General features: G+C 61.6%; 14 protein-coding genes. 6 read left to right on the top strand and 8 right to left on the bottom strand.

Going from position 1 to position 23,060, the window contains the following annotated elements; genetic code table 11:
* Window positions 1–75: 75 nt before the first annotated feature.
* Both trmL and serC read right to left on the bottom strand, forming a co-directional pair.
* Window positions 76–543, bottom strand: a complete 468-nt coding sequence (gene trmL, locus PQG80_RS06650) for a tRNA (uridine(34)/cytosine(34)/5-carboxymethylaminomethyluridine(34)-2'-O)-methyltransferase TrmL (RefSeq protein ID WP_271750446.1) — start codon at window positions 541–543, stop codon at window positions 76–78.
* Window positions 544–682: 139 nt separating this feature from the next.
* Window positions 683–1,771, bottom strand: coding sequence for a 3-phosphoserine/phosphohydroxythreonine transaminase (gene serC, locus PQG80_RS06645; protein ID WP_271750444.1), 1,089 nt, complete (start codon window positions 1,769–1,771; stop codon window positions 683–685).
* A 126-nt stretch (window positions 1,772–1,897) separates the two neighbouring features.
* Here serC and thpR point away from each other — a divergent pair, with 126 nt between their 5' ends.
* Window positions 1,898–2,521, top strand: coding sequence for an RNA 2',3'-cyclic phosphodiesterase (gene thpR, locus PQG80_RS06640; RefSeq protein ID WP_271750443.1), 624 nt, complete (start codon window positions 1,898–1,900; stop codon window positions 2,519–2,521).
* Window positions 2,522–2,578: 57 nt separating this feature from the next.
* Here thpR and glnA read toward each other — a convergent pair whose 3' ends face one another.
* Window positions 2,579–4,003, bottom strand: coding sequence for a type I glutamate--ammonia ligase (gene glnA / locus PQG80_RS06635; RefSeq protein WP_271750442.1), 1,425 nt, complete (start codon window positions 4,001–4,003; stop codon window positions 2,579–2,581).
* A gap of 323 nt (window positions 4,004–4,326) precedes the next feature.
* A complete protein-coding gene (locus PQG80_RS06630; protein WP_271750441.1) occupies window positions 4,327–5,349 on the bottom strand; it encodes an LLM class flavin-dependent oxidoreductase in 1,023 nt (340 codons plus the stop codon).
* Window positions 5,350–5,553: 204 nt separating this feature from the next.
* Between PQG80_RS06630 and PQG80_RS06625 the strand changes: the two genes are divergently transcribed.
* From PQG80_RS06625 to PQG80_RS06605, 5 genes are all read left to right on the top strand, one after another.
* Entirely contained in the window at window positions 5,554–6,702 is a 1,149-nt protein-coding gene (locus PQG80_RS06625; protein WP_271750440.1) for a response regulator, read from the top strand.
* Window positions 6,699–8,759: a sensor histidine kinase gene (locus PQG80_RS06620; protein WP_271750439.1), complete on the top strand. Its 2,061-nt coding sequence runs from the start codon at window positions 6,699–6,701 to the stop codon at window positions 8,757–8,759. Before PQG80_RS06625 ends, PQG80_RS06620 begins: the two co-directional genes overlap by 4 nt.
* Window positions 8,659–9,714 carry a response regulator gene (locus PQG80_RS06615; protein ID WP_271750437.1) on the top strand — a complete coding sequence of 352 codons (1,056 nt, stop codon included), beginning with the start codon at window positions 8,659–8,661 and terminating at the stop codon, window positions 9,712–9,714. The genes PQG80_RS06620 and PQG80_RS06615 overlap by 101 nt, the downstream gene beginning before the upstream one ends.
* A 170-nt stretch (window positions 9,715–9,884) precedes the next feature.
* Window positions 9,885–10,541, top strand: coding sequence for a class D sortase (locus PQG80_RS06610; protein ID WP_271750436.1), 657 nt, complete (start codon window positions 9,885–9,887; stop codon window positions 10,539–10,541).
* Window positions 10,542–10,544: 3 nt separating this feature from the next.
* Window positions 10,545–18,545, top strand: a complete 8,001-nt coding sequence (locus PQG80_RS06605) for an SdrD B-like domain-containing protein (protein WP_271750435.1) — start codon at window positions 10,545–10,547, stop codon at window positions 18,543–18,545.
* A 232-nt stretch (window positions 18,546–18,777) separates the two neighbouring features.
* Here the strand turns inward: PQG80_RS06605 and aroF are convergent, their stop codons facing one another.
* From aroF to PQG80_RS06585, 4 genes are all read right to left on the bottom strand, one after another.
* The gene (gene aroF / locus PQG80_RS06600; RefSeq protein ID WP_271750434.1) at window positions 18,778–19,839 is read right to left on the bottom strand and encodes a 3-deoxy-7-phosphoheptulonate synthase; all 1,062 of its coding nucleotides are present in this window, start codon (window positions 19,837–19,839) and stop codon (window positions 18,778–18,780) included.
* Window positions 19,840–19,991: 152 nt separating this feature from the next.
* The gene (locus PQG80_RS06595; protein ID WP_271750433.1) at window positions 19,992–20,498 is read right to left on the bottom strand and encodes a DUF2062 domain-containing protein; all 507 of its coding nucleotides are present in this window, start codon (window positions 20,496–20,498) and stop codon (window positions 19,992–19,994) included.
* Window positions 20,499–20,545: 47 nt separating this feature from the next.
* Window positions 20,546–21,496 (bottom strand): 4-hydroxy-3-methylbut-2-enyl diphosphate reductase, encoded by a 951-nt coding sequence (locus PQG80_RS06590; RefSeq protein WP_271750431.1) that lies wholly within the window; start codon window positions 21,494–21,496, stop codon window positions 20,546–20,548.
* 29 nt (window positions 21,497–21,525) lie between these two features.
* Window positions 21,526–23,058: a sensor histidine kinase gene (locus tag PQG80_RS06585; protein ID WP_271750430.1), complete on the bottom strand. Its 1,533-nt coding sequence runs from the start codon at window positions 23,056–23,058 to the stop codon at window positions 21,526–21,528.
* Between the last annotated feature and the right edge of the window lie 2 nt (window positions 23,059–23,060).

The following is a 23,060-nucleotide window of genomic DNA, read 5'->3' as shown; positions in this document are numbered from 1 at the left end:
CAATCCCTGCAAAAAATAGCTTTTGCTTAAAATAATGCAAGAATCTTGCCGATTTATGTCGAATTTATTAGGGGATTAGCCTTCCAAACCCGGAAACCCGGTCTGCCTGAGCGCTTCATAAACGACGATCGCCGCCGAGTTCGCGAGATTCAGCGAGCGGACCTTGTCGGTCATCGGCATGCGGATGCTCTGCCCGGGATTCTCGTCCAGCAGCGCCTGCGGCAGCCCTTTGGTTTCCTTCCCGAAGACGAACAGGTCGCCGTCCCGATAATGCAGGTCGCTGTACCGGCGCGAGCTGCGCGTGCTGGCATAGAAGAACCGGCCCTCGGGGAACGCGGCCCTGACTTCGGCGAACGAATCGTAATACGTGATGTTGACCGCGTACCAGTAATCGAGGCCCGCGCGCTTCAGAATCTTGTCGTCGGTCGAAAAACCGAGCGGGCGGACGAGATGCAGATGCGTGCCGGTCGCGGCGCAGGTGCGAGCGATGTTGCCGGTGTTGGCGGGAATCTCCGGCTCGACGAGAACGATGTGAAAAGGCATGACGGATGCCTTCCTCCTTTGCGAAATAGCGTTGATATCGCGTTGCGTGAACGTTCGGCGAAGCGAAAAAACCGCGGCGTGCGCCGCGGCTAAACAAAATCCGGCAAGCTATGCATGTAACGTCAGCGGCCGGAAGATCCTAACCGTTGGTCCGGGCGAACTCGCCCATGAAGTCTACCAGCGCCTTGACGCTGTCCAGCGGAACGGCATTGTAGATCGATGCGCGCAGACCGCCGACGTCGCGGTGGCCTTTCAGACCGATGAACCCTGCCGCCTCTGACGCCTTCACGAACAGCTTTTCCAGCTCTTCGCTGCCGAGACGGAAGGTGACGTTCATGATGGACCTGCTGTCAGGTGCGGCGAAGCCCTTGTAGAAGCCGCAGCTCTGATCGATCGCCGTGTATACCAAGCCGGCCTTCTCCCGGTTCAGACGCTCTACGCCTGCCGCGCCGCCATGCGCCTTCACCCAATTGAGCACCAGATTGGCCATGTAGATGGCGAACGAAGGCGGGGTATTATACAAAGAACCGCTCTTCGCATGGGTGTCGTAGCGGAGCATCGTCGGGACGGTGATTGCGGGGGCGCCGATCAGATCCTCCCGCACGATAACGATCGTCACGCCGGACGGCCCCAGGTTCTTCTGCGCGCCGGCATAGATCAATCCGAAGCGGGATACGTCGATCGGCCTGCACAGAATGTCGCTCGACAAGTCACCGACGAGCGGCACGTCTCCCGTATCCGGATACTCCGCCCATTGCGTGCCTTCGATCGTCTCGTTCGACGTCAGGTGCACGTACGCCGCGTTGTCCGGAACTTGAAGCTCGCTCAGGGACGGGATCCGCTTGTAGGCGTCGGCTTCGGACGAAGCCGCGATCGCGACCTCTCCGAACAGCTTCGCTTCCTTGATTGCTTTGGTGGCCCAGCTGCCGGTGGCGACATAGGCGCCTGCCTTGTCGGGCTTAAGGAGATTCATGGGCACCATCGCGAATTGCGTGCTGGCGCCGCCTTGGACGAGCAGTACCTTATAGCCGTCCGGCACGCCCATCAGTTCGCGGACGAGCCGCTCGGTTTCCGTATGTACGCGTTCGTAAATGGCGCCGCGATGGGACATCTCCATCAGCGACATGCCGCTGTTCTCGAAGTCGACGAATTGCTCCTGGGCCTGCTGCAGCACCTCGAGGGGCAGGGCGGCCGGACCCGCGTTAAAATTGTAGGCACGATTGGACATGTCATTTCCCACCTTGTATTCGGTCATATTAAAAACATCATAACAAAGCTGTCCGGGGTGTTCAACCGCTTTAAAGGACAAAAGGATGGCAAAACAAAGAATTTCCGAACGAATAAGGAGGACAACATGGAGAACCTTCGTCTTTTTCTCGGCATCGCCTTACCGGAAAACGTCGAGCGCTTCTTGGGCGGCCGCGCGGACTGGATGAAGCCGAAGCTGTCGTTTCGCAAATGGGCGCATCCGGCCGACTATCATATCACCCTTCATTACCTGGGCAATATCCCGCAAGATCGCGTACCCGACATCGAGCAAGCAATCCAGGATACCGCCGATATTGCAGCGCCCCCGCACTTGTCACTCGCAGCGCCGGGCATGTTCGGTCCAGAATCCTCCCCTCGGGTCCTTTGGTGCGGTATTCAGGAGTTATCCTCCGCTGCTCCCGTCGCAGGTTCTCCAGCAGCCTCGCCTTTACATGCGTTGCACGGCACGCTCGGCGAGCATTTGCAGGCACGGATCGGATATCGGCCGGAATCGCGAACCTACCATCCGCACATCACGCTGGCCCGAGACTGCGCGGGCGGCCACTGCGCCAAGCGCACCGTCAAGGAGCTATGGGATACTGCGTCCGGGACTGACGGGCAGCAGCCGGGTCCATGGAGGTGCAGAGACATCACTTTGTTCCGTTCCCATCTCGGACGTTCGCCGTCGTACGAACGGATGGCTTCGATTCCATTACGGAATATGGAGTAAAACGCGGCATCGCAAAAAAAGCTCCCTTGCGGGAGCTTTTTCCTTATTTCTTTAGGATTAGCAATCGAAATAAAGGCCGTATTCGTGCGGGTGAATGCGGATCGCGACAGCCTTGGCTTCTGCACGCTTGACATCGACGTAGTTGTCGATGAATTCCTTCGTGAAGACGCCGCCTTCGGTCAAGAATTCATAGTCCGCCTCGAGCGCGTCGAGCGCTTCGTCCAGGGTGCCCGGTACGCTGCGGATCTCGGCTTTCTCTTCGTCGGTCAGCTCGTAGATGTTCTTGTCGAACGGTCCATAGCCGAGAGCGCGAGGATCGATCTTGCGCTTGATGCCGTCCAGGCCGGCCATCAGCATGGCTGCGAACGCCAGGTACGGGTTCGCGGTGGAGTCCGGCGTACGGAACTCGATGCGGCAGCCCTTCGGCGTCACGGCAGCGACCGGGATACGTACGGCAGCGGAACGGTTGCCTGCGGAGAACACGAGGTTAACCGGCGCTTCGTAGCCAGGAACCAGACGCTTAAACGAGTTCGTGGACGGGTTGGTGATCGCGATCAGGGCAGGCGCGTGATGCAGGATGCCGCCGATGTAGTTCAGAGCCAGCTCGCTCAGGTTCGCATAAGCGCCCTTGTCGTAGAACAGCGGCTCGCCTTCGTTAAAGATGGAGCTGTGCACGTGCATGCCCGAACCGTTGTCTCCGAAGAGCGGCTTCGGCATGAACGTTGCGACCTTGCCGTATTGGCGGGCAACGTTGTGCACGATGTATTTGTACTTCATCAGGTTGTCGGCAGTCTTGGTCAGCGTGTCGAAGCGGAAGTTGATCTCCGCTTGTCCGGCCGTCGCCACTTCGTGGTGATGGCGCTCGACGCGCAGGCCGGAGTCTTGCATCAGGCGAACCATCTCGCTGCGGATGTCCTGTTGGGAGTCGACCGGAGCTACAGGAACGTAGCCGCCCTTGACGCCGACCTTGAACGCCAGGTTGCCGCCTTCTTCCTTGCGGTTCGTGTTCCAAGCGGCTTCTTCGGAATCTACGAAGAAGGAGGAAGAATTCATCGTGCTCTCGTAACGAACGTCGTCGAAAATGAAGAATTCCGATTCCGGAGCGAAGTAAGCAGCCGTACCGACGCCGGATTGTTGAAGGAATTCTTCGGCCTTGTGCGCGATCGAGCGCGGGTCGCGGTCATAACGCTCGCCGTCCGGCGTGAAGATGTTGGACATAATGATCAGGGTCGCGTGAGCGGTGAACGGATCCACATAGACCGATTCGGTATCAGGCATCATTACCATGTCGGATTGTTCGATTCCGCGGAAACCCGTGATCGAGGAACCGTCGAATGCTACGCCATTGACGAAGGTGTCTTCGTCTACTTCGGTTGCCGGCAGCGTGATGTGGTGGGCGCGGCCAGCCAGATCGACGAACCGGAAATCGACGAATTCAATATTCTTTTCCTTGATCAGATCCAATACGTTTTGAGCAGACATTTCGAATTTCCTCCCCATTTCCGAACATTAGGTCTTGTGAAACGAAACAACGTTCAACTTTTCACCTGAACTCTGTCGCTATTATAAATTTTTGCTAGTGGAGCGTCAATACTTATGTAAGGTATTTTTTGTGGAAGTGTGAGGTATGTTAACACTTTCGTCATAGGCCGAATTGCCCTCCTGCGCGCGGACCGAATCCCGCGCCGCACGGCGCCCGCGCCCGCCGGACCGGGGGTTGTCCGCCTCCCTTTCGGGAACCGGGCCGGCAGGCTCGCGAATCCCGTTTATTATCATATAACGCCAATGCCTGCCGCGCCTTTTCGTTATCTTAATCTTCGCGCGGCGAACCATGCGGCGACGCGCTCGTAGCATTCGAACCGCGTCTTCGCGTCGGCCGCGATGCAGTTGAGTATCGCTTCGTCCGCGCCGTAGCTCGCAGCCAAGCCGGACAGCATGCGGCCGACGCGCTCGGGTCCGCCCACGATCATTCTGCGTCTGTTCTCCGCGATTCTCGCGCGGTCCGGCGCGCTGTACGGATGATGCAGCGCCTGCTCGACGGTCGGCACCGGTCGGCCGTAGTCTCCCTTGTCGTTCAGCAGCAGCCGCAGGTCCAGCGGCGCGGCAGCGCGCTCGGCTTCGCGATCGTCCGCAGCGCAGACGACGAAGACGCATACGGCGACGCGTGGCTCGCTCCCGAGCGGCCCCGGGCGGAAGTTCCGCCTGTATTCGCGGGCGGCGCTCTGCCCGCCCTGCCCGTTGATGAAATGCGCGAAGGCGAACCCTGCGCCCATCGCGGAGGCGACCTGCGCGCTGTGGCCGCTGGAGCCCAGAAGCCACGGCTCGGGGATCGTGCGCACGGCAGGCGTGGCCGCGAGGCCCGACAGCGGATGTCCTTGCCCGAGCGGAGGCCCGCTGCCCAGATAAGCCGCGAGCTCGCGAAGGGCGTTTACGAAGCCCGCTTCCTTGTCTTTGCCTGCTTCCCTGCCCATCGCGCGGGACACGAGCGGCATGCCGCCCGGCGCCCTTCCGATGCCGAGATCGATCCTGCCCGGGTACAGCCCTTCGAGCAGCTTGAAATTTTCCGCGACTTTGTACGGACTGTAATGCGGCAGCAGCACCCCGCCCGATCCAATGCGGATGCGGGAGGTGCCGGCGCCGACGGCAGCCAGGAGCACCTCCGGCGAGGAGCCCGCAAGCCCAGGCGCGTTGTGATGCTCGGATACCCAAAAGCGCGAATAGCCGAGCCGCTCGGCGAGCTTCGCCAGCTCGACGGTGTCGTACAGCGCCCGGGCGGCGTCGCCGCCGCTTAATACGGGAGATTGGTCCAGAACGCCCAGCTTCAACATCCGCGATCACCTCGCTTCTATATGTACGCAGGTTCTTCTATGCGATGTACGCAGGTTCTTTTATGGGATGTACGCAGGTTCTTCTGTGCGCAGAATTTATGGTTCCGCTCCCCGTTTCGCCCACAATTTCGATATAATGTAGAACAATGGCGATTGCTGACGAAGCGCACGGCGCCGCGAGAATACAGCGAGGCGGGATACGATATGAAATGCATACTCGTCGACGACGAACCGTTGGCACTGAACGATATGGAGAGGCAGCTTCGCAAGCTCGGCGGCATCGAGATTTGCGGCAAGTACAGCAATGCGCAGGAAGCGCTCGACGCGCTCGGCGCGCTGGAGCCGAACGTCGTCTTTCTCGATATCGACATGCCCGTCATGAACGGACTCGAAGCGGCCCTTCATTTCCAGGAAGCGCGTCCCGCCGCCAGGATCGTATTCGTGACCGCTTACCAGGAATATGCCATCAAGGCATTCGAGCTTAACGCGTTGGATTATCTGCTGAAGCCGGTGCTGCCGCAGCGCCTGGAACAGACGCTGCGCAGGCTGGAGGGCTCTGCGTCCGCCTCGGGGGCCGGCGACGCCCCTGCCGGCGCGCAGACGGCGGTCATCCGCTGCTTCCGTTCGCTGTCCATCGAGTACGGCCCCTCCGCGTCGCAGTTGACTTGGCGGACGAACAAGGCGCAGGAGCTGTTCGCCTTCCTGCTCCACAGACGGGGGCAGCAGACGCGCAAGGATACGCTGATCGAGCTGCTCTGGCCCGAGCTGGAGCCGGTGCGCAGCTACGCCCTGCTCTATACGACGGTGTATCAGCTACGCAAGTCCATAGAGGCTGCCGGCTTGCAGATTCGTATTCTTAATACCAAGGCCGGGTACGAGCTGGTAACGGAGGACAGCCTGATCGACGTCGACGACTGGGAGCGCCGCATGCCGTCGGCCGACGAGTCGCACCCGGACCAATTGCAGCAGTATGAGTCATGGCTCGAGGATTTCACCGGCGACTATCTGGAGGAGCAGGACTACGAATGGGCGGATACGGAACGCCGGCGCCTGCGGCTGCTGTGGTACCGTTTTGCCGTGAAGCTGGCGGCTCTCCTGGAGGAGCACGGCATGCCCGCCTACGGCTTGGACTGGCTGTACCGGGTACAGGAGCGTTTTCCTTATTCCGAGGAGATTTACTTCCTTATTATGAAGCAGCATGCGTCCCTCGGCGAAAATAGCATGGTCGAGCAGCAATACGCCCTGCTCGCGAAGATGAGCGAAGAGCAATACGGCCACCCGCCCTCCGCGGACATCGCCGCATGGTACGCCGGCTGGAGGGCGGACGGTCCGGCGGGCGCGCCCGACCGATGACGGCGAAACGTACGCTCGGCATCGCGCTGCTCGCCGCAGTCCTGCTCTTGGTGCTCCGCGCGGCGTGGTACGATAGCCGCAGACCGCCCGAGCACCCCCCGATCCGGGACGGCATCCTCGATCTGCGGGGCGTCGACCTTCCGGCGAATCGCCCGTTCTCGTTGGACGGCGAGTGGGAGTTCTTCCCCGCGTACCTGACGTCCGGCGACGAGCCGCTGGACGCCGGACGGACGCCGCGCGCGCTCATCGACGTCCCGGGCAACTGGAGCCGGGCGCTGGACGCCTCGCGGCTTAACGGACTTCCTCCCAACTTCGGCTATGGCACCTACAGGCTGCGCGTGCTGATCGATCCGCACCCGGGCCGCGATCTCGGCGTGCGCAGCGTTCAGACGTACATGTCCTCCGATCTGTTTGTCAACGGGCAGCGCGTCGGCGGTTCAGGCAAGCCCGCCGCGAACGCTTCAGCCTACACGCCCGGCATCGTCCCTTACGCCGCCTACTTCGAGGACGACGGCTCGGGCGCGATCGATATTCGAGTCGGCACGGCGAATTACTTCGATACGACCGCCGGCGGCATGCGCAGCTCCTTAAGCTTCGGCACGCGCGGGAGCATCGAACGCATCGTGCTCGAATCCGCGGGTCTGCAGCTGCTCGTTTGCGCCGTCGCGGCGCTTCACGTGCTGAACGCGGCGCTGCTGTACGTCGTCGGTTTTCGCAACCGGGGCATCCTGCTTTTCGCCGCGCTTAACGTCAGCGCCCTGCTGATGGTGCTGTCGCAGGACGACATGCTGCTCGGCCGGATCGCGCCCGTCGGCTCCGCCGTCCTGCTCAAGCTGGCGCTCCTGATGCCCGCTCTCGTCTTCGCATCGCTGCTTGCCTTCGCCGCTTACTTGGAGACGGATCGCGGACGCCGTCCGCTCATTCGCGCCGCGTACGCAGGCTGCCTCGGCATCGGCGCCTATTTTTTGTTATCGCCGACCATAGGCGGCTTCGGCAGCGCGCTGAATATCGTCCTGTTTTTCGGCAGCGGCGCCATTCTCTTCTATTATTTATACCGCGCGACCCGGAGCGGCCGGCCGGGAGCCGTCTATTTGCTCGTCGGAGCGACAGGCGTCTTTTGCAACGTGATCGGCGCCGCCACGCAGACCGTTTTCGATTCGACCAAGACCTTTTACGCCTTCGATCTGCTGTTCGCCTTCTTGTCGTTCGGCGCCTACTGGTTCCGCCATTACGCCATCCTGCTGCGGGACATGCGGGCGGCGACGGACAAGCTCCGGCAGGCCGACAAGGAAAAGGACGACTTTCTCGCGAATACGTCGCACGAGCTTCGCAATCCGCTGCACGGGATGCTGGGCATCGCCCAATCGGTGCTCGAGGGAAGCCGCGCCAAGCTGGACGTTCGCAGTCAACGCAAGATGGAGCTGCTGCTCTCCGTCGGCCGGCGCATGTCGATGCTGCTCGGCGATCTGCTCGATCTCTCGGCTTTCAAGATGAGCGCGGTCCGGCTCCACCCCAAGCCCGTCGACCTGCGCGCGGTCGTCACCGGCGTGATGGACATGCTGGGCGACTTGTCCGACGGCAAGCAGCTGCGTATGACGAACCGGATCCCGGCGGCATTCCCGCCCGTAATCGCGGACGAGAACAGGCTGATCCAGATCCTATACAATCTGCTCCACAACGCGCTCAAATTCACCGAACAAGGTACAGTAGACGTGAACGCGACCGCTGGCGGCGGATTCGTGCATATCGCCGTATCGGACAGCGGGACGGGTATTCCTGCCGACATCCTGGACCGGATCTTCGTGCCTTACGAGCAGGGCGGCGCCGGTGCGGCCTACGCCGGCGGCTTCGGACTCGGACTCAGCGTGAGCAAGCAGCTCGCGGAGCTGCACGGGGGAGGACTGAGGGCCGTCTCCGAACCGGGTAAAGGCACCGTGTTCACGCTGTCGCTGCCGCATGCGGAGCCCGCGTATTCAGGGAGCGCCGTTCATACGGAAACTTCCATGGAGACTGCAGCCGCGGATCCGCATTCTGGCCGTCGACGACGACCCCGTTAATCTGAACGTGCTCGAGGGCATGCTGGCGCCGGAGGGCTACGAACTGACGACCGCGACCAGCGCCAAGGATGCGCTCCAATGGCTCGACCGCGGCAAATGGGATCTGTTGGTCACAGACGTAATGATGCCGAATATGTCAGGCTACGAGCTGACCCGGATCGTCCGCTGCAGATTCCCGCTGGCGGAGCTGCCCATCCTGCTGCTGACCGCCCGCAATCGTCCGGAGGATATCGCCTCCGGCTTCCGCGCCGGCGCGAGCGACTACATCGCCAAGCCCGTCGAACCGCTCGAGCTGAGGTCGCGCGTCAAGGCGCTCACGGATCTCAGGCAGTCCATACGCCGGCGCCTTCGCCTCGAGGCAGCCTGGCTCCAGGCGCAGATTCAGCCGCATTTCCTATTCAATACGCTGAACACGATCGCCGCGCTGGGCGAGGTCGACGCGGACCGAATGCGCATGCTCGTCTCCGAATTCGGCAACTACCTTAAGGCCAGCTTCGACTTTCGCAATTCGGATCTGCTCGTGCCCCTCGACCGGGAGCTAAGCCTGGTCCGATCCTACCTATACATCGAGCAAGAGCGCTTCGCGGAGCGCATCCGGGTCCGGTGGGAGATCGACGCCGACGCGGCGACGACGCCGGTGCCGCCGCTCTCCGTCCAGACGCTCGTCGAGAACGCGGTGCGTCACGGCATCCTGAAGCGGCCTTCCGGAGGGACGGTCTGCATTCGCGCCGGTCGCGCCGAACATGGCCTCGAAGTATCGGTCCGGGACGATGGCATCGGCATCGACGAAGCGACCCTTACGCGGCTGCAGGACAACGTGCTGGATAAGGAATCGGGCATCGGGCTCATTAATACCGACCGGCGGCTCCGACAGCTGTTCGGCAGGGGACTCGCGCTCGAGAGCGGGCCTGACGGCACGAAGGTTTCCTTTATCGTGAAGCACGGACGACCCTAACGTTGAGTCGACCCTAGCGTTACCGTTTAGCCTCCGCAGCGGCTGCTGCAGGGGCTTTTTTTACGTCCGCTCGGCTTTTCGCCGGTTTGTTCAGTTTTTGTACAGTTTCTTTTTATACACTTTTTTCTAGTTTGGATATTTGACGAAACGTGAAGGGGGAGCGTTCTAAATTGAGTGGAGCGCCGTTGCCAAGACATCTCGGGCTGACGTTGCTCGCGTTTGTATTGTTGGCTGCCGGCATCGCGCTGGTCGCCTATCCGCGGTTCGCGGAACGGCGGGAGGACGCGCGCGAGCTGCGGCTGCTCGCCGAATGGAGCACCCAAGCCGCATGGACCGCGCCGCTGTCCGCGCCAGCGACGACCGCTGCCGCTCCCGCGCCGCCCGCGTGGCGGGAGATCGACGGCGCCAAGGTGCTCGGCACCGTCTCGATCGGTCGCCTGGCGATCAGCGAGCCGATCGTCTACGGCGCCGACGCTGCGGCGCTGAGGCGCGGCGCAGGCACGGTCGTGGAGGGACCTCTGCCGGGACGGCCGGGCAACTTCGTGCTCGCAGGACATCGCAGCCTGACGCGCGGCAGGCACTTTAACCGCCTGGGCGAAGCCGTCTTCGGGGATACCGTCGACATCGACACCTCGGCCGGACGATCGACCTACCGGGTCACGGATATCCGTATCGTCGAGCCGGAAGATCTGTCCGTGCTGCGAAGCGCGGCGGCCGGCGAGTCGGAGTTGACGCTCGTAACCTGCCACCCGCGCAAGCATCCGACGCACCGCCTCATCGTTCATGCCGTCCTCATCAAGAATAACGATAGAACAGGAGACCTGTAAGCAATGAAGATTTTCAAGTCCTTTTTAGCCATTATGCTTGTATTCGGCCTGCTGTGGAGCCATTCCTGGCTGCCCGAACCGGATGCGAACGCCGACAGCGACGCTGCCAACGGCATTCTGATGAGTATGTCCACCGACGTGCCGGACGTAGATTCGGGCCGTACCTTTATGTACAAGGTAAATTTCAGCTTCTCGGATCTGGACGAGAGCAATATCGACCCCGAGCAGTTGAAGCTCGTGCTTCCGATTCCCGCCGGCGTCGAGTACGAGACGTATATCCCGCTGTCGATCCTCTCCGGCATGACGCAGACCGGCAACGAACTGGCGTTCAGCTTCAAGAACGCCGCCGACGGCGGACCGACCGCAGGTACGTCCTACACGCTGCAGATCAATGCGCATTATACCTCGCATACGACCCCCGAAGGCACCCAGACGACGGCGATCGCCAAGATCATGGGACCCGACGGGGACGGCAATCCGACGGTCGAGTTGGAAGCCTCCAATCCCGTCACCGTTACGGCTCACGCAGCGGCGGACTGGGAACTCGTCAAGGAGCGCGTCTCTCCCCTCCCGACGCCGCTCGTAGACGGAGAAGTCCAATATCAACTGACGTTTAACAATAAGAAGTCCGGCACGAATATCGGCGTGCTCGATATCGAGAACGTCGTCGTCACGGATACGCTGCCTCCCGAGGCCGAGTTCGTGTCCGCAAATCCGGCGCCGTTGTCCGCGCCTGCGCCCGGTACGACCGGGGTCGTGACCTGGAAGCCGGCCGGCGCGCTCGCCGACGACGCGCGCTATTATGTGACCGTCCGTTATCCGGCGGACAAGGTGGATACGACGACGACCGTAACGAACATCGCGGACGTAACCTACAATCCCCTCGGTCTAGCCGCGCGCTCGCACCATGCTAGCGTAGGCCACGGATTTACCGCCGCCAAGATCGATAACGGTCCCGGAGGCTTTAATAAGGACGTCGAGACCCGTCAGCAGGAGATCTCTCCCGGCCAGGATGTCAAATTCTACGTCGGAGGCTTCCGCAACCGGTCCAACAGCACGATGGAGGACGCGTTCATTACGGATATGACGCCGACCCGGGATACGAGCAATACGTCCGTCGATCTCGATCTGAAGGCGATCGATACGGCAACCTTCCATGACGCAAGCGTAACTTATTCGGTTTATTATACGACGCAGACAAGCCCGGCCCCCGGCGACTGGCTATTCTGGAAGTCCGTCAGCACGGAGACTTCCGAGAATCTGTCCGTCTCTGCGCTGAACCTGGGCGCAGACCGCGTGATGGGCGTGCAGTTCCGCTTCGCGAGCCCGCTTCCCGTCTCGTTCAGCCAGACGACGAACTTCGTGCTGACCTACACGCTGCGGAGCGGCTCGGCGATCGTGGACGGGCATACGATCCGCAATACGGCCACCGTCGACTACACGTTCGATTCCGGGCCCAAGCACGGATCCGACGACGCCGACGTGCACGTATGGGGGCCGCGTCCGCTCGTGCGGCTGGACAAGACGCGCGTCGGCAGCGGACCCTTCGTGCCCTCCAACGCAACGGAGGCAAGCTTCGTCGAATTCGACCTCAAGGTAACCAATACCGAGTATTCGAGCGCCGTCTTCAAAGACCCGATCGTATTCGACAAGCTGCCGAAATATTTAACTTACGAATCCTCGGCGATCTCGGATTCGAGCGGCTTTACGGCGAGCGCGCTGACGCTCGATCTGGCCCCGGCCAAGGACGGCGCCGGCGAGACCCTGCTGCGCTGGAAATTCCCGGGCGGCACTTCGATGCCCGTGGACAGCACGTTCACGATTCGCGTCAAGGCCAAGATCGACGCCTACACCCCGCCAACGACCTACACGAATGTCGCGGGCCTGACGAGCGGTAGCGATCCCTATTTGAACGACTACTACTTTAATCCGCTCAAGACCGATACCGGAGATTACGACGGCGACGGCAGTCCGGCCGACCACTACATCGGCTCCCAGGCCGACGTCACCGTCAATCGCGTAGCCGAACTCGGCTCGTACAAGCGGGTACGCGGCGAGCTGGACGACGATTGGAAGACGGGCAAGTTCCCGGCCGGCTGCACGTTCGGCGCGGCCTGCGACGAGCTCGCGAACACCGTCGCCGGCGGACGGGTGGATTACAAGCTGACCGTCAAGAACAACTCCAACTTCGACGTCGATCATATCGTCGTCGTCGATACGCTTCCGCGCGTCGGCGACGAGGGCGCGCTGCTTGGGTCTCGCGGCTCCGAATGGGGCACCGTGCTGACAGAGCCGCTCGCCCCTAACGCGGATTACACCGTGTATTACAGCACGGACGCCCATCCCAAGATCAATGCCTCCTCGACCTGGAGCACGACGGCGCCGGCCGATCTGACGACCGTCACGGCGCTCAAGTTCGAGTTCGCGGCGGCAATAGCGCTGAGTCCGGGCCAAGAGTACCCGCTCACCTGGACGATGAAGGCGCCGCTCGGGACGACGCGGGACCGGATTGCATGGAACTCCTTCGCGCATCAGGCGCAGGAAAAGGGAACGAGCTCGAAGCTCGAGCCGGCCGAGCCGCCGAAGGTCGGCGTGCACATCAATCCGCCCACGGGACTGTCGCTCGGCGATTATGTATGGGCGGACATCGATAAGGACGGCGTGCAGGATGCCGGAGAACCGGGCATCAACGGCGTGAAGGTCGAGTTGCTCAAATCCGATAACACGCCATTTACGAAGGATTTCAAGGACGACGGCGTGACGGTCCATATCCCCGTGACGACGGTGACGGGGCCGGACGCGAGCGGCAAGGCGGGTTACTACCTGTTCCCCAGCCTGCCCGCAGGCGACTATAAGGTACGGTTCACGATGCCGACCGCGCTGCCGCAGGACTACAGCTACGGCACCGGCGCCAACGCATACACGAACGCGGCTCGGCACTTCGCCGCCTGGACGCAAAAGGGAGCCGGCGGGAATGCCGCGGCGGACTCCAACGTCGGCGTATCCGGCGTTCCAGACCCGACGGCGGTCGTCGTAACCGACCTGATCCATCTGACCGCCGACGACCTGACGATCGACGCGGGCCTGGAGCCCCCGCTCGGCGCGATCGGCGATTACGTGTGGTACGATCGTAACGGATCGGGTACGCAGGATGCCGGCGAGCCTGGCATCTCGGGCGTGACGGTCAAGCTGTACAAGCAGACAGGATCCGCTTGGACGAGCGAAGGCACCGATACGACCGATGCGGACGGCAAGTATTTGTTCGACAACCTGCTGCCAGGCAAATACAAAGTGCAGTTTCCAACGCAGCTCGCCAATTATGATACCGACGGCGTTGGCACGCTTAAGGACGTTTTGCTGACGTTCAAGGGCAAAGGGAACAAGCGCGCCGAGGATTCGAATGCTTACGATCTGGCCGGCGCCGCTACCTTCGGCACCGACGCGACGGAGGACGACGCCAAGCCGCTGGGCTATACGGACGTCATCGACCTGCAGCTCGGCGAAGTCAACCTGACTGTGGATGCAGGTTACCTGCTGCCGGTCGAGCTGGGCGACGAGGTATGGATCGACGGCAACGCGGACGGCAAGCAGGCGAGCGACCCGACGGACGCCCCCAAGTCCGGCGTGACCGTCCGCCTGCTGACCGAAGGGGGTACGGCGGTTAAGAATCAAGCCGGAGATCCCGTAACGGATACGACGGATGTCAATGGATTGTATTTGTTCGACCATCTGCTTCCGGGCAAATACAAGGTCGAATTCGTCCTGCCTTCGGGCTACGGTTTTACGCGCAGTAATCAAGGCGGCGCCTCGACCGACTCCGACGTCGTCCGGTTGGCCAACAATGACCCGACGCTGCAGACGTCCGGACAGACCGGCACCATCGGGTCGGTGCAGGCGCCCGGCGCCAGCGACAAGACGATCGACGCAGGCCTCGTCGAACTGACGGCCCTCGGAGACTACGTCTGGAACGACAAGGACCTGGACGGCGTTCAGGATGCGGGCGAGCCTGGCGTTAGCGGCGTCAAGGTCAACCTTTACTACGAGGACGACTCCGCGACGGCCGTCTACCGGACGGCGACAACGGCGGCGAACGGCTTGTACAAGTTCGAGAACCTGTATCCGGGCAACTATAAAGTCGAGTTCGTCCGGGGCGACGGCTATCTGTTCACGGCGAAAAGCGCGAGCGCAGGCACGGCAGCCAGCGATTCCGACGCGAACGTGCCGGGACTGCCGACGGAAACCAAAGCCAAGACGGACACGGTCGCGCTGCTCGCGGACGACAACATGGATATCGACGCGGGTCTCATCGAGCTCGCATCCGTCGGCGACAAGGTATGGCTCGACACCGACGGCGACCATGTGCAGGACGCCGGCGAATCCGGCGTAGCGGGCGTCCAGGTTCAATTGCTGGACAACGCCGGCGATCCGGTGGTGACCGACGCTTACGGTACGGCGATTTCTACGGCCACTACGGTGGCTGACGGTCTATACAAGTTCGAGGATCTGAATCCGGGCGACTATACCGTCAAGTTCACGCTGCCGACCGGCTATTGGTTCGTACAGCCGGATCAAGGCAGCGACGGCGCGCTCGATTCGGACGCGATCAAGGAACCGAGCGGCTCCGTCGGACTCGCCGACACGACGCTGTCCGCGGGCGAGCATGACATGACGATCGACGCAGGCGTGCACGCGCTGGCTTCTCTCGGAGATCTGGTCTGGCACGACCTGAACGGCGACGGCGTGCAGGATGCCGGAGAAGCCGGCAGAAGCGGCATCAAGGTCGAATTGCTCGATTCGGACGGCACGACGACGGCGAAGGACGCTTATGGGAACGACGTCGCTTCGCAGACGACGGATGCCGACGGCAAGTACAAATTCATCAATCTGGCGGCAGGCGACTATATAGTCAAGTTCAGCCAGCTCCCTGCCGGCTTCAACTTCACCGGCAAGAGCCAGGGCACGGCCGCCGTGGATTCTGACGCGATCGCGTCGGGTGCAAGCGAGGGCCTGACCGATATCGTGCCGCTCGCTCTGGGACAACAGAGAACCGACATCGACGCAGGAATCGTGGACCGCGTGTCGCTGGGCGACTTCGTATGGAGCGACCGCGACTTCGACGGCATTCAGGATGCAGGAGAACCCGGCGTCGAAGGCGTGACGGTTAAACTGTACGACGCGGCCAATCTCGCGACGGCGATCAAGACGGCGGCGACGGACGCGGACGGCAAGTACGCCTTCACCGGTCTGTGGCCGGGCGATTATGTCGTACAATTCATCCTGCCAAGCGACGAATACATGTTCACGCATGCGCTCGCAGGCGCGGATCGCCTCGTCGACTCCAACGCGGACGACGACGCGGCCGGCACGAGCTTCGGCTACAGCCCGGCTGTCACGCTCGTCTCGGGCGACAACGACATCACGATCGATGCCGGGCTCGTCGAGCTCGCCTCTCTCGGCGATATCGTCTGGCACGATGCCGACGACGACGGGATTCAGGATCTCGGCGAGAGCGGCTTCGCCGGCGTCACGGTCCACCTGCTGGACGACAGCGGCAATCCGGTCCTGAAGGACGGCACGCCTGTTGCGGCGACGACCGACGTTAGCGGAAAATACGGCTTCTCCAAGCTCGTTCCGGACGATTACATCGTGAAGTTCGACTTGCCGACCGATTACATTTTCGCCAAGAAAAACGCCCCGGGAAGCGCGCCGAACAATGATTCGGACGCCGATCCGGCGACCGGACGCACGGCCCTCGTCTCGCTAAGCCCCGGTGAAAACGACGTCGACAGCGATGCAGGCGTCGTGAAGCTTACCGCGCTTGGCGACTATGTATGGATGGATCGCAATCTGAATGGCATCCAGGACGCCGGGGAGACCGGCGTGGCTGGCGTGACCGTACGCTTGCTGGACGGCGCGGGTTCGCCGGTGACGAGCGGCGGCTTGCCTGTCGTCGCGACGACGGATGCGGACGGCAAGTACATGTTCGAGCATCTGCTGCCCGGTTCGTACCGGGTCGCGTTCGACCTGCCTGCCGGCTACGTCTTCACGTCGATCGATAAAGGCCCGCTCGATACGGCGGATTCGGATGCCGACCCGAGCGCAGGCGGGCGCACGGCTGCCGTGACGCTGTCTTCCGGCGAAGTCGTCCAGACGCTGGACGCCGGCCTTGTCCGACTCGTCAACTTGGGCGACAAGCTCTGGGTGGATCTCGGCGCGATCGGGCGTCAGGACGGCGAACCCGCCGATCCGGCCGCTGCAGGCGTCACCGTACGCCTTCTCCAAGGCGACGGCACGCCTGTCCTTAGCGGCGGGACGCCGGTGACGACCGTCACGGACGCCTCCGGCAATTATCTGTTCACCAACCTGTATCCAGGCGATTATAGAGTCAGCTTCGATCTGCCCGCAGGTTATCTGTTCACGAAGAGCCTGATGGGCGGTACCGGCTATACGACCGATAACGATTCGAATGCCGACGCGGCCGGCCTGACCGGTGTCGTCACGCTGACTGCCGGCCAGGACGATCTCGGCATCGACGCAGGCATCGTACGGCCCGCATCGATCGGAGATTACGTCTGGGAAGACACGAATTCTAACGGCATCCAAGATCCGGACGAGACCGGACGCAACGGCCTTAAGGTCGAGCTGCTCGACGCCCTCGGCAACGTGCTGAAGACGACGACAACGGCCGATGGAGGAGGCAAATCCGGCTACTATAAGTTCGACGGGCTGATGCCGGACGCATACGGTATCCAGTTCTACACTCCCGACGGCCAGATGTTCACGGTAAAGGGCGCGGCACCTGCCCCGGGCCAAGACTCCGACGCCGGAATGGAAGGCGATACGGAACTCGTCACGTTGTCTCCGGGCGAGTACCGCGACGATATCGACGCCGGCTTCCACGTCGTGCCGGCTATCATTCCGGCTGGCCTCGGTGACCGCGTATGGGTGGACGTCAACGGCGATGGCATCCAGGACGAAGCCGAGCTGGGCTTGAACGGCGTGACGGTCGAGCTCTACAACCGTTTCGACGCGCTGGTCGCGACTAAAGTCACCGCGGACGATTCAACGGGCAAGCCCGGACTCTACGCATTCACCGGTCTGAATCCGGAAGATTATATGGTAAAATTCATTTTGCCTGCGGGCTATCAATTTACGAAGGCCGCTCAAGGCACGGACAAGAGCAAGGATTCCAACGCGGATCTGCTCGGCAAGACGCCGGTCGTGCCGCTCCTGGCCGGTCTGTATGACAAATCGATCGACGCCGGCGTGATCCCGCTGTCTTCCCTTGGCGACTATGTGTGGATCGACGCTAACGCGAACGGCAGGCAGGATGCCGGGGAATCCGGCATGAACGACGTCGAGGTCTCCCTCTACGATGCCGAAGGCAACGAGATCGACATGCAGCTGACCGGCAACGATGCCGGCGGCAAGGCGGGTTACTACGCATTCAAGGATCTCGTACCGGGCGCATACCGGGTAGGATTCCGACTGCCTGACGGCTACGCGTGGACGTCCGTGCACGCTGCTGGCGCGAAGGGCGACAACGATTCGGATGCAGGTCCAGACGGCCGGACTGGCGTCGTCTCGCTGCAGCCGGGCGCCGTAGACTTGACCGTGGACGCCGGACTCGTCCTGAAGAAGGACGAGCCGCAGACGCCTGACGGCGGCGACGGCGATCCTGGCACGCCAGGCACGCCGGGCACGCCTGGCACGTCCGAGCCGGGCAGCGGCAACGGCCACACGGGCGGCGGCTCCTCCGGCGGCTCGGATACGGGCGCCAACGCGGGCGGCGACGGCAGCGAAGGCGACGATGGCGGCGCAGACGCCGGCACGAACGGGGCCTCCGCCGGATCCTCCGGCTCCGGCGCCGCAAGCGGCGGCAAGCTGCCGCAGACCGGCGAAACGGCGCCGATCTATCCGTATATCGGATACGGTCTGATCGCGGCATCGCTCCTCTTGTTCGCCATCCGGCTTCGCCAGCGCAAGCCGAAGCGCACGCTGTAATTCATATCGTTTGATTGCGAAGACCGCCGGAGCGATGCGCTGCTCCGGCGGTCTTTTTATGCGCGATCGATTCGTTGTATCCCTTATGCTTTCTCGCGCCCTCCGGACCACAGATCCGTTATATCCTCCCCAATCAGGGTTATCGGAGCTCCTCCCAGTCCAGACCGAGCAATAGCCTCACGAAATTAAAGAACCGCCAGCGATGCTGGCGGTTCTGCACGTTGCATTCGGTTTATTTGATCCATGTCGCGAACGCTTCAGCCGGCTCCTTGGCCGTGTCGAAACGCTTGCCGAGAAGCGGCGCGAGCTGTTCGAGCTCCTTGAGCAGATTGGCGAACTGGTCCGGGAACAGCGATTGCACGCCGTCGCCCGTCGCCGAGTTGTCCGGGTCCGTATGCATCTCGATGATCAGACCGTTGGCTCCCGCGGCGAGCGACGCCTTGGTCATCGTCTCGACTAGCTCGCGACGGCCCGTGGCATGGCTCGGATCGGCAATGACCGGCAGGTGAGACAGCTGCTGGATGACCGGGATCGCGGCCAAGTCGAACGTGTTGCGCGTGTACGTCTCGAAGGTGCGGATACCGCGCTCGCACAGCATGACGTTCGGGTTGCCGCCGGCGAGGATGTACTCGGCCGCATTCAGCCATTCGTCGTAGGTCGCGCTGAAGCCGCGTTTGAGCAGCACCGGATTCCGGATCGTGCCGAGCTTGCGGAGCAGGTCGAAGTTCTGCATATTGCGCGTGCCGACCTGCATGATATCCGCATTTTCCGCGCAGATATCGACGAACTCGGGCGCCATGACCTCGGTGATGGTGAGCAGGCCGTACTTCTCGCCGGCTTCCTTCATCCACTTCAGTCCATCTACGCCGATGCCCTGGAAGCTGTAGGGACCGGTCCGCGGCTTGAACGCGCCGCCGCGCAGCACCTGTCCGCCGGCCGCCTTCACCAGGCGGGCGATCTCGTCGATCTGCTCCGGCGTCTCGACCGCGCATGGGCCGCCCATGACAACCAGATTGTCGCCGCCGATCTTGACGCCCTTCACGTCGATGATCGTGTCGTCCGGATGGAAGTCGCGGCTCGCCAGCTTGTAGGACTTGGAGATCTTGATGACGTTCTCCACGCCCTGCATCGAACGGATATGCTCCGCGAGCGTCGGCTCGGCCTTGCCGATAATGCCGATGACCGTACGGTCCGTCCCGCGCGAGATATGAGGCTGAACGCCGCTCTTCTGAATATATTCTGCAATCTCCAAGATGCGTTCTTCGGAGATATGCGGAGTCGTAATAACGATCATAAGGACACGCTCCCGGTTTCGGATTATTCAAGCTCACTCGCTTTTATGCTTTTAAGCTTATACGCTTCGACGCTTATACGCTTTTAAGCGCTAAAGTAAATATAGACGATAAAACCCCGGGTGTCAATCCCCGGGGCCCTATGCCAATCTTGTTACTCCAATGCCGGTTTGTTCGCCTCGACGACGATCTTCCTAGCGCGTCTCTTCTCCCTGCGCTTGCGCTTGAAGGCCTGAACGCTGTACCAGATCGGAAAGAAAAACAGAACGCCGAGCGCCAGCCCGTCGATCATGCCGCCGACGATCATCTTCAGGTTGAACAGCAGAAAGTGGTTGACCTTCTCCGGCAGGAACGAGAAGTTGACCGCGAAGTGCTCGGGCATGACGGCGTCCGCCACCATCTTGTTCAGGAACGACATAGGCACGTAGATCAGCTTGCCGAAAACGAAACCGACGAGCGCCGACGGCAAATTGCCTCTTAGCAAGAAGATCAGCGGAAAGATAAGCACGAACGATGTGCCGTAGGTAGGGAGATTAAACATCTCGACGAACAGCCCGATCGCGAACCCCATCGCTATAGAGTAAGCCCCGCCCTTGGCACGCAGGAGCTTGACGTATTGAAGCTTCAGATAACGTCCGAACTTGCGGAAACGTTGTTGCATGGCGCTCCTTTCTTGCGGCCTGCGGCGCCACTCCAGCCGGGAAAGGCTCAAATGGTTGTTTTTTCTCTAACCGTCGGCAGCAGCTTGCTCATGTTGACGGTGCGGCGGATCTCCCACGTCGAAGGATCGTTATGATCGTATCGCTCCAGGTACTGGATGACTTCCTTGGTCAGCGGCGTCGGCGTCGAAGCGCCCGATGTGACGGCCACGCGGTCGATGCCCGCGAGCCATTCCTGTTGAATCTCCGTTACGTCCGAGACGCGGTACGCCTTCACGCCGGAGATCTCCTCCGACACCTGGGCGAGCCGATTGGAGTTGTTGCTCCGTGGATCTCCGACCACGATGCACAGCTGCGCGTTTTTCGCCTGCTCCGCGACCGCCTCCTGCCGGACCTGCGTCGCCAGGCAGATCTCGTTATGAACCTCTGCCCGTGGGAACGTCTCCAGCAGCTTGGATATCAGCAGACGGATGTCCCACTGCGACATCGTCGTCTGATTCGTAATTATAATACGGTCGCCCGCGAGGCGAAGTTCCGCAATATCCGCCTCGCTCTCGATCAGATGGACGCGCTCGGGCGCGATGCCTATGGCTCCCTCCGGCTCGGGATGACCTTTTTTGCCGATATAGACGATGTCGTAGCCCGCGGCGACCTTCTCGCGGATGAGGTCGTGCGTCTTGGTGACGTCCGGGCAGGTGGCGTCCACGATGGTCAGCCCCTTCTCCTTGGCTCTGCTGCGTACCTCGGGAGATACGCCGTGCGCAGTGAAAATGACGGTGCCGGACTCGATGCTCTCGAGTATCTCGAGCCGGTTCGCGCCGTCCAGCGTGATGATGCCCTCGTCCTTGAACGATTCCGTGACATGGCTGTTGTGCACGATCATGCCCAAAATATAAATGGGGCGCGGCAGATCCAGGTTGCGCGCCGTCTGAAGAGCGAGCACCATGGCATCCACCACGCCGTAGCAATAGCCGCGAGGGGAAATTTTAACGATCTCCATTTTTGTAACCCGCTTTCTCGCCCGTACTGTCAGCTTGGTTCCGTACCAGGAACAACCGGGCGTACCGATGCCTCCATTATACCGTAATCCGGGCGATCGGAAAAGTCGACGGGCAGCCAGACGGTAAACCGGCTGCCGCCTTCGGGACGCGATTGGACGTCCAGCGAGGCGCGGTGCATGTCCGCGATCCACTTGGCGATCGAGAGTCCGAGGCCGGTGCCCGCCGTCTGACCGCGGGATTCGTCGGCCCGGTAGAAGCGGTCGAATATGCGGGGCATGTCGCTTTTGGCGATGCCGATGCCCGTATCGACGACGGACAGTCCGACGCGATCGTCCTGACGGAACACCTCCAGGCGCACTGCGCCCGCGGGCGTATACTTGAAGCCGTTCTCGATGAAGATGAACAGCAGCTGCATCAGATAATCGCGGTTGGCGACGACGCGCACACCGGCGAGCGCATCGAGCGGACCCACGATCCACTCCGCCTTCCGCGGCAGAAACCCTGCCCTGCGCGCCGCCTCTTCGACAAGCGGAAGCAGATCGATCGGCTCTTTGTCCACCACATAACCGGCGTCCGCGCGAGCTAGCGACAGCAGATCGTTGACCAGACTGCTCATCCGCCGCGCTTCGTCCGAGATATCGTGCAGCGCCTCCCGCGACAGCTCCTCGCGCTCGGCGAGGGATAGACGAGGTTTTGCCATCGCATTCCCCGACGCATCCGCAAGATCGCCCGAAGCCTTCTCCGCCCATACTTTTTCCAAAAGATCCACATTGCCGCGGATCGTCGTAAGCGGCGTGCGCAGTTCATGGGAGGCGTCGGATACGAATCTGCGCTGCGCCGTATTGGACTCCTCGAGCACATTGTACGCCTTTTCCACCCGTTCGAGCATATGGTTGAGCGTCCTCGTGAGCCGGCCGATCTCGTCCTGACTCTCTCCCGGTATGCGGAGCTTCAGATCCGATCCGCTCTGCACGCGCTCCGCCGCCTCCGTCACCTTCTCGATCGGCCGCAGCGCCTTGCGCGCGAGGAAGAGGCCGATGACGAAGGCGAGAACGAGGCTGGCGAGGCCGGCAATCCAAAGGATCGTGCGCATTTGCGACAAATATCCGATTTCCTTGCCCGTGTAGGCGCCGACCTGCAATAATCCGAGCAATTGACCGCCAAGTTCCAACCGCTTTTCATAAATTAAGAATGGCGTGCCCGACAGCGTAACAGCGCGGTATTGACCGTCTACCGCTTGCTTGGCCGAAGGAAACGGAAACGTGAAGTTGGAAGAGATCAGGTTGCTGGACTTGCTGTTGACTACGCCTTCGAACGATTGCGAGTAGTTAACGACTTGGACGGCGATAATGACATCGAACGGCGAAGAGGCGCGCGGCGTAAGGTCAAGATCGTCCGGCGACACGGCGACGCGTATTTTATCGGCTTCGATTGCCAGTCTATTCTTAATAACGCCCATCGTATTCTGGGATACAACCGCATACATGATGACGCTGACCGCGATCAGCAAGATCGCCAGCAGCCCCGAATACCACAAGGTCAGACGCAGCCTGATCGACATGA

Origin of the sequence: Cohnella rhizoplanae (assembly GCF_948329515.1) — a bacterium.
In the GTDB taxonomy this organism is placed as follows: Bacteria; Bacillota; Bacilli; order Paenibacillales; family Paenibacillaceae; genus Cohnella; species Cohnella rhizoplanae.
The sequence above is the reverse complement of the archived record's forward strand: the minus strand, read 5'-3'. Positions and strand labels throughout refer to the sequence as shown.

Coding starts and splice junctions, on each gene's coding strand:
- aroF (WP_271750434.1), bottom strand. CDS start 19,839: ATGATCGTTATTACGACTCCGCATATCTCCGAAGAACGCATCTTGGAG.
- PQG80_RS06590 (WP_271750431.1), bottom strand. CDS start 21,496: ATGGAGATCGTTAAAATTTCCCCTCGCGGCTATTGCTACGGCGTGGTG.
- PQG80_RS06630 (WP_271750441.1), bottom strand. CDS start 5,349: ATGTTGAAGCTGGGCGTTCTGGACCAATCTCCCGTATTAAGCGGCGGC.
- serC (WP_271750444.1), bottom strand. CDS start 1,771: ATGTCCAATCGTGCCTACAATTTTAACGCGGGTCCGGCCGCCCTGCCC.
- PQG80_RS06615 (WP_271750437.1), top strand. CDS start 8,659: ATGCGGAGCCCGCGTATTCAGGGAGCGCCGTTCATACGGAAACTTCCA.
- glnA (WP_271750442.1), bottom strand. CDS start 4,003: ATGTCTGCTCAAAACGTATTGGATCTGATCAAGGAAAAGAATATTGAA.
- PQG80_RS06605 (WP_271750435.1), top strand. CDS start 10,545: ATGAAGATTTTCAAGTCCTTTTTAGCCATTATGCTTGTATTCGGCCTG.
- PQG80_RS06585 (WP_271750430.1), bottom strand. CDS start 23,058: ATGTCGATCAGGCTGCGTCTGACCTTGTGGTATTCGGGGCTGCTGGCG.
- PQG80_RS06620 (WP_271750439.1), top strand. CDS start 6,699: ATGACGGCGAAACGTACGCTCGGCATCGCGCTGCTCGCCGCAGTCCTG.
- PQG80_RS06625 (WP_271750440.1), top strand. CDS start 5,554: ATGAAATGCATACTCGTCGACGACGAACCGTTGGCACTGAACGATATG.
- trmL (WP_271750446.1), bottom strand. CDS start 543: ATGCCTTTTCACATCGTTCTCGTCGAGCCGGAGATTCCCGCCAACACC.
- PQG80_RS06595 (WP_271750433.1), bottom strand. CDS start 20,498: ATGCAACAACGTTTCCGCAAGTTCGGACGTTATCTGAAGCTTCAATAC.
- thpR (WP_271750443.1), top strand. CDS start 1,898: ATGGAGAACCTTCGTCTTTTTCTCGGCATCGCCTTACCGGAAAACGTC.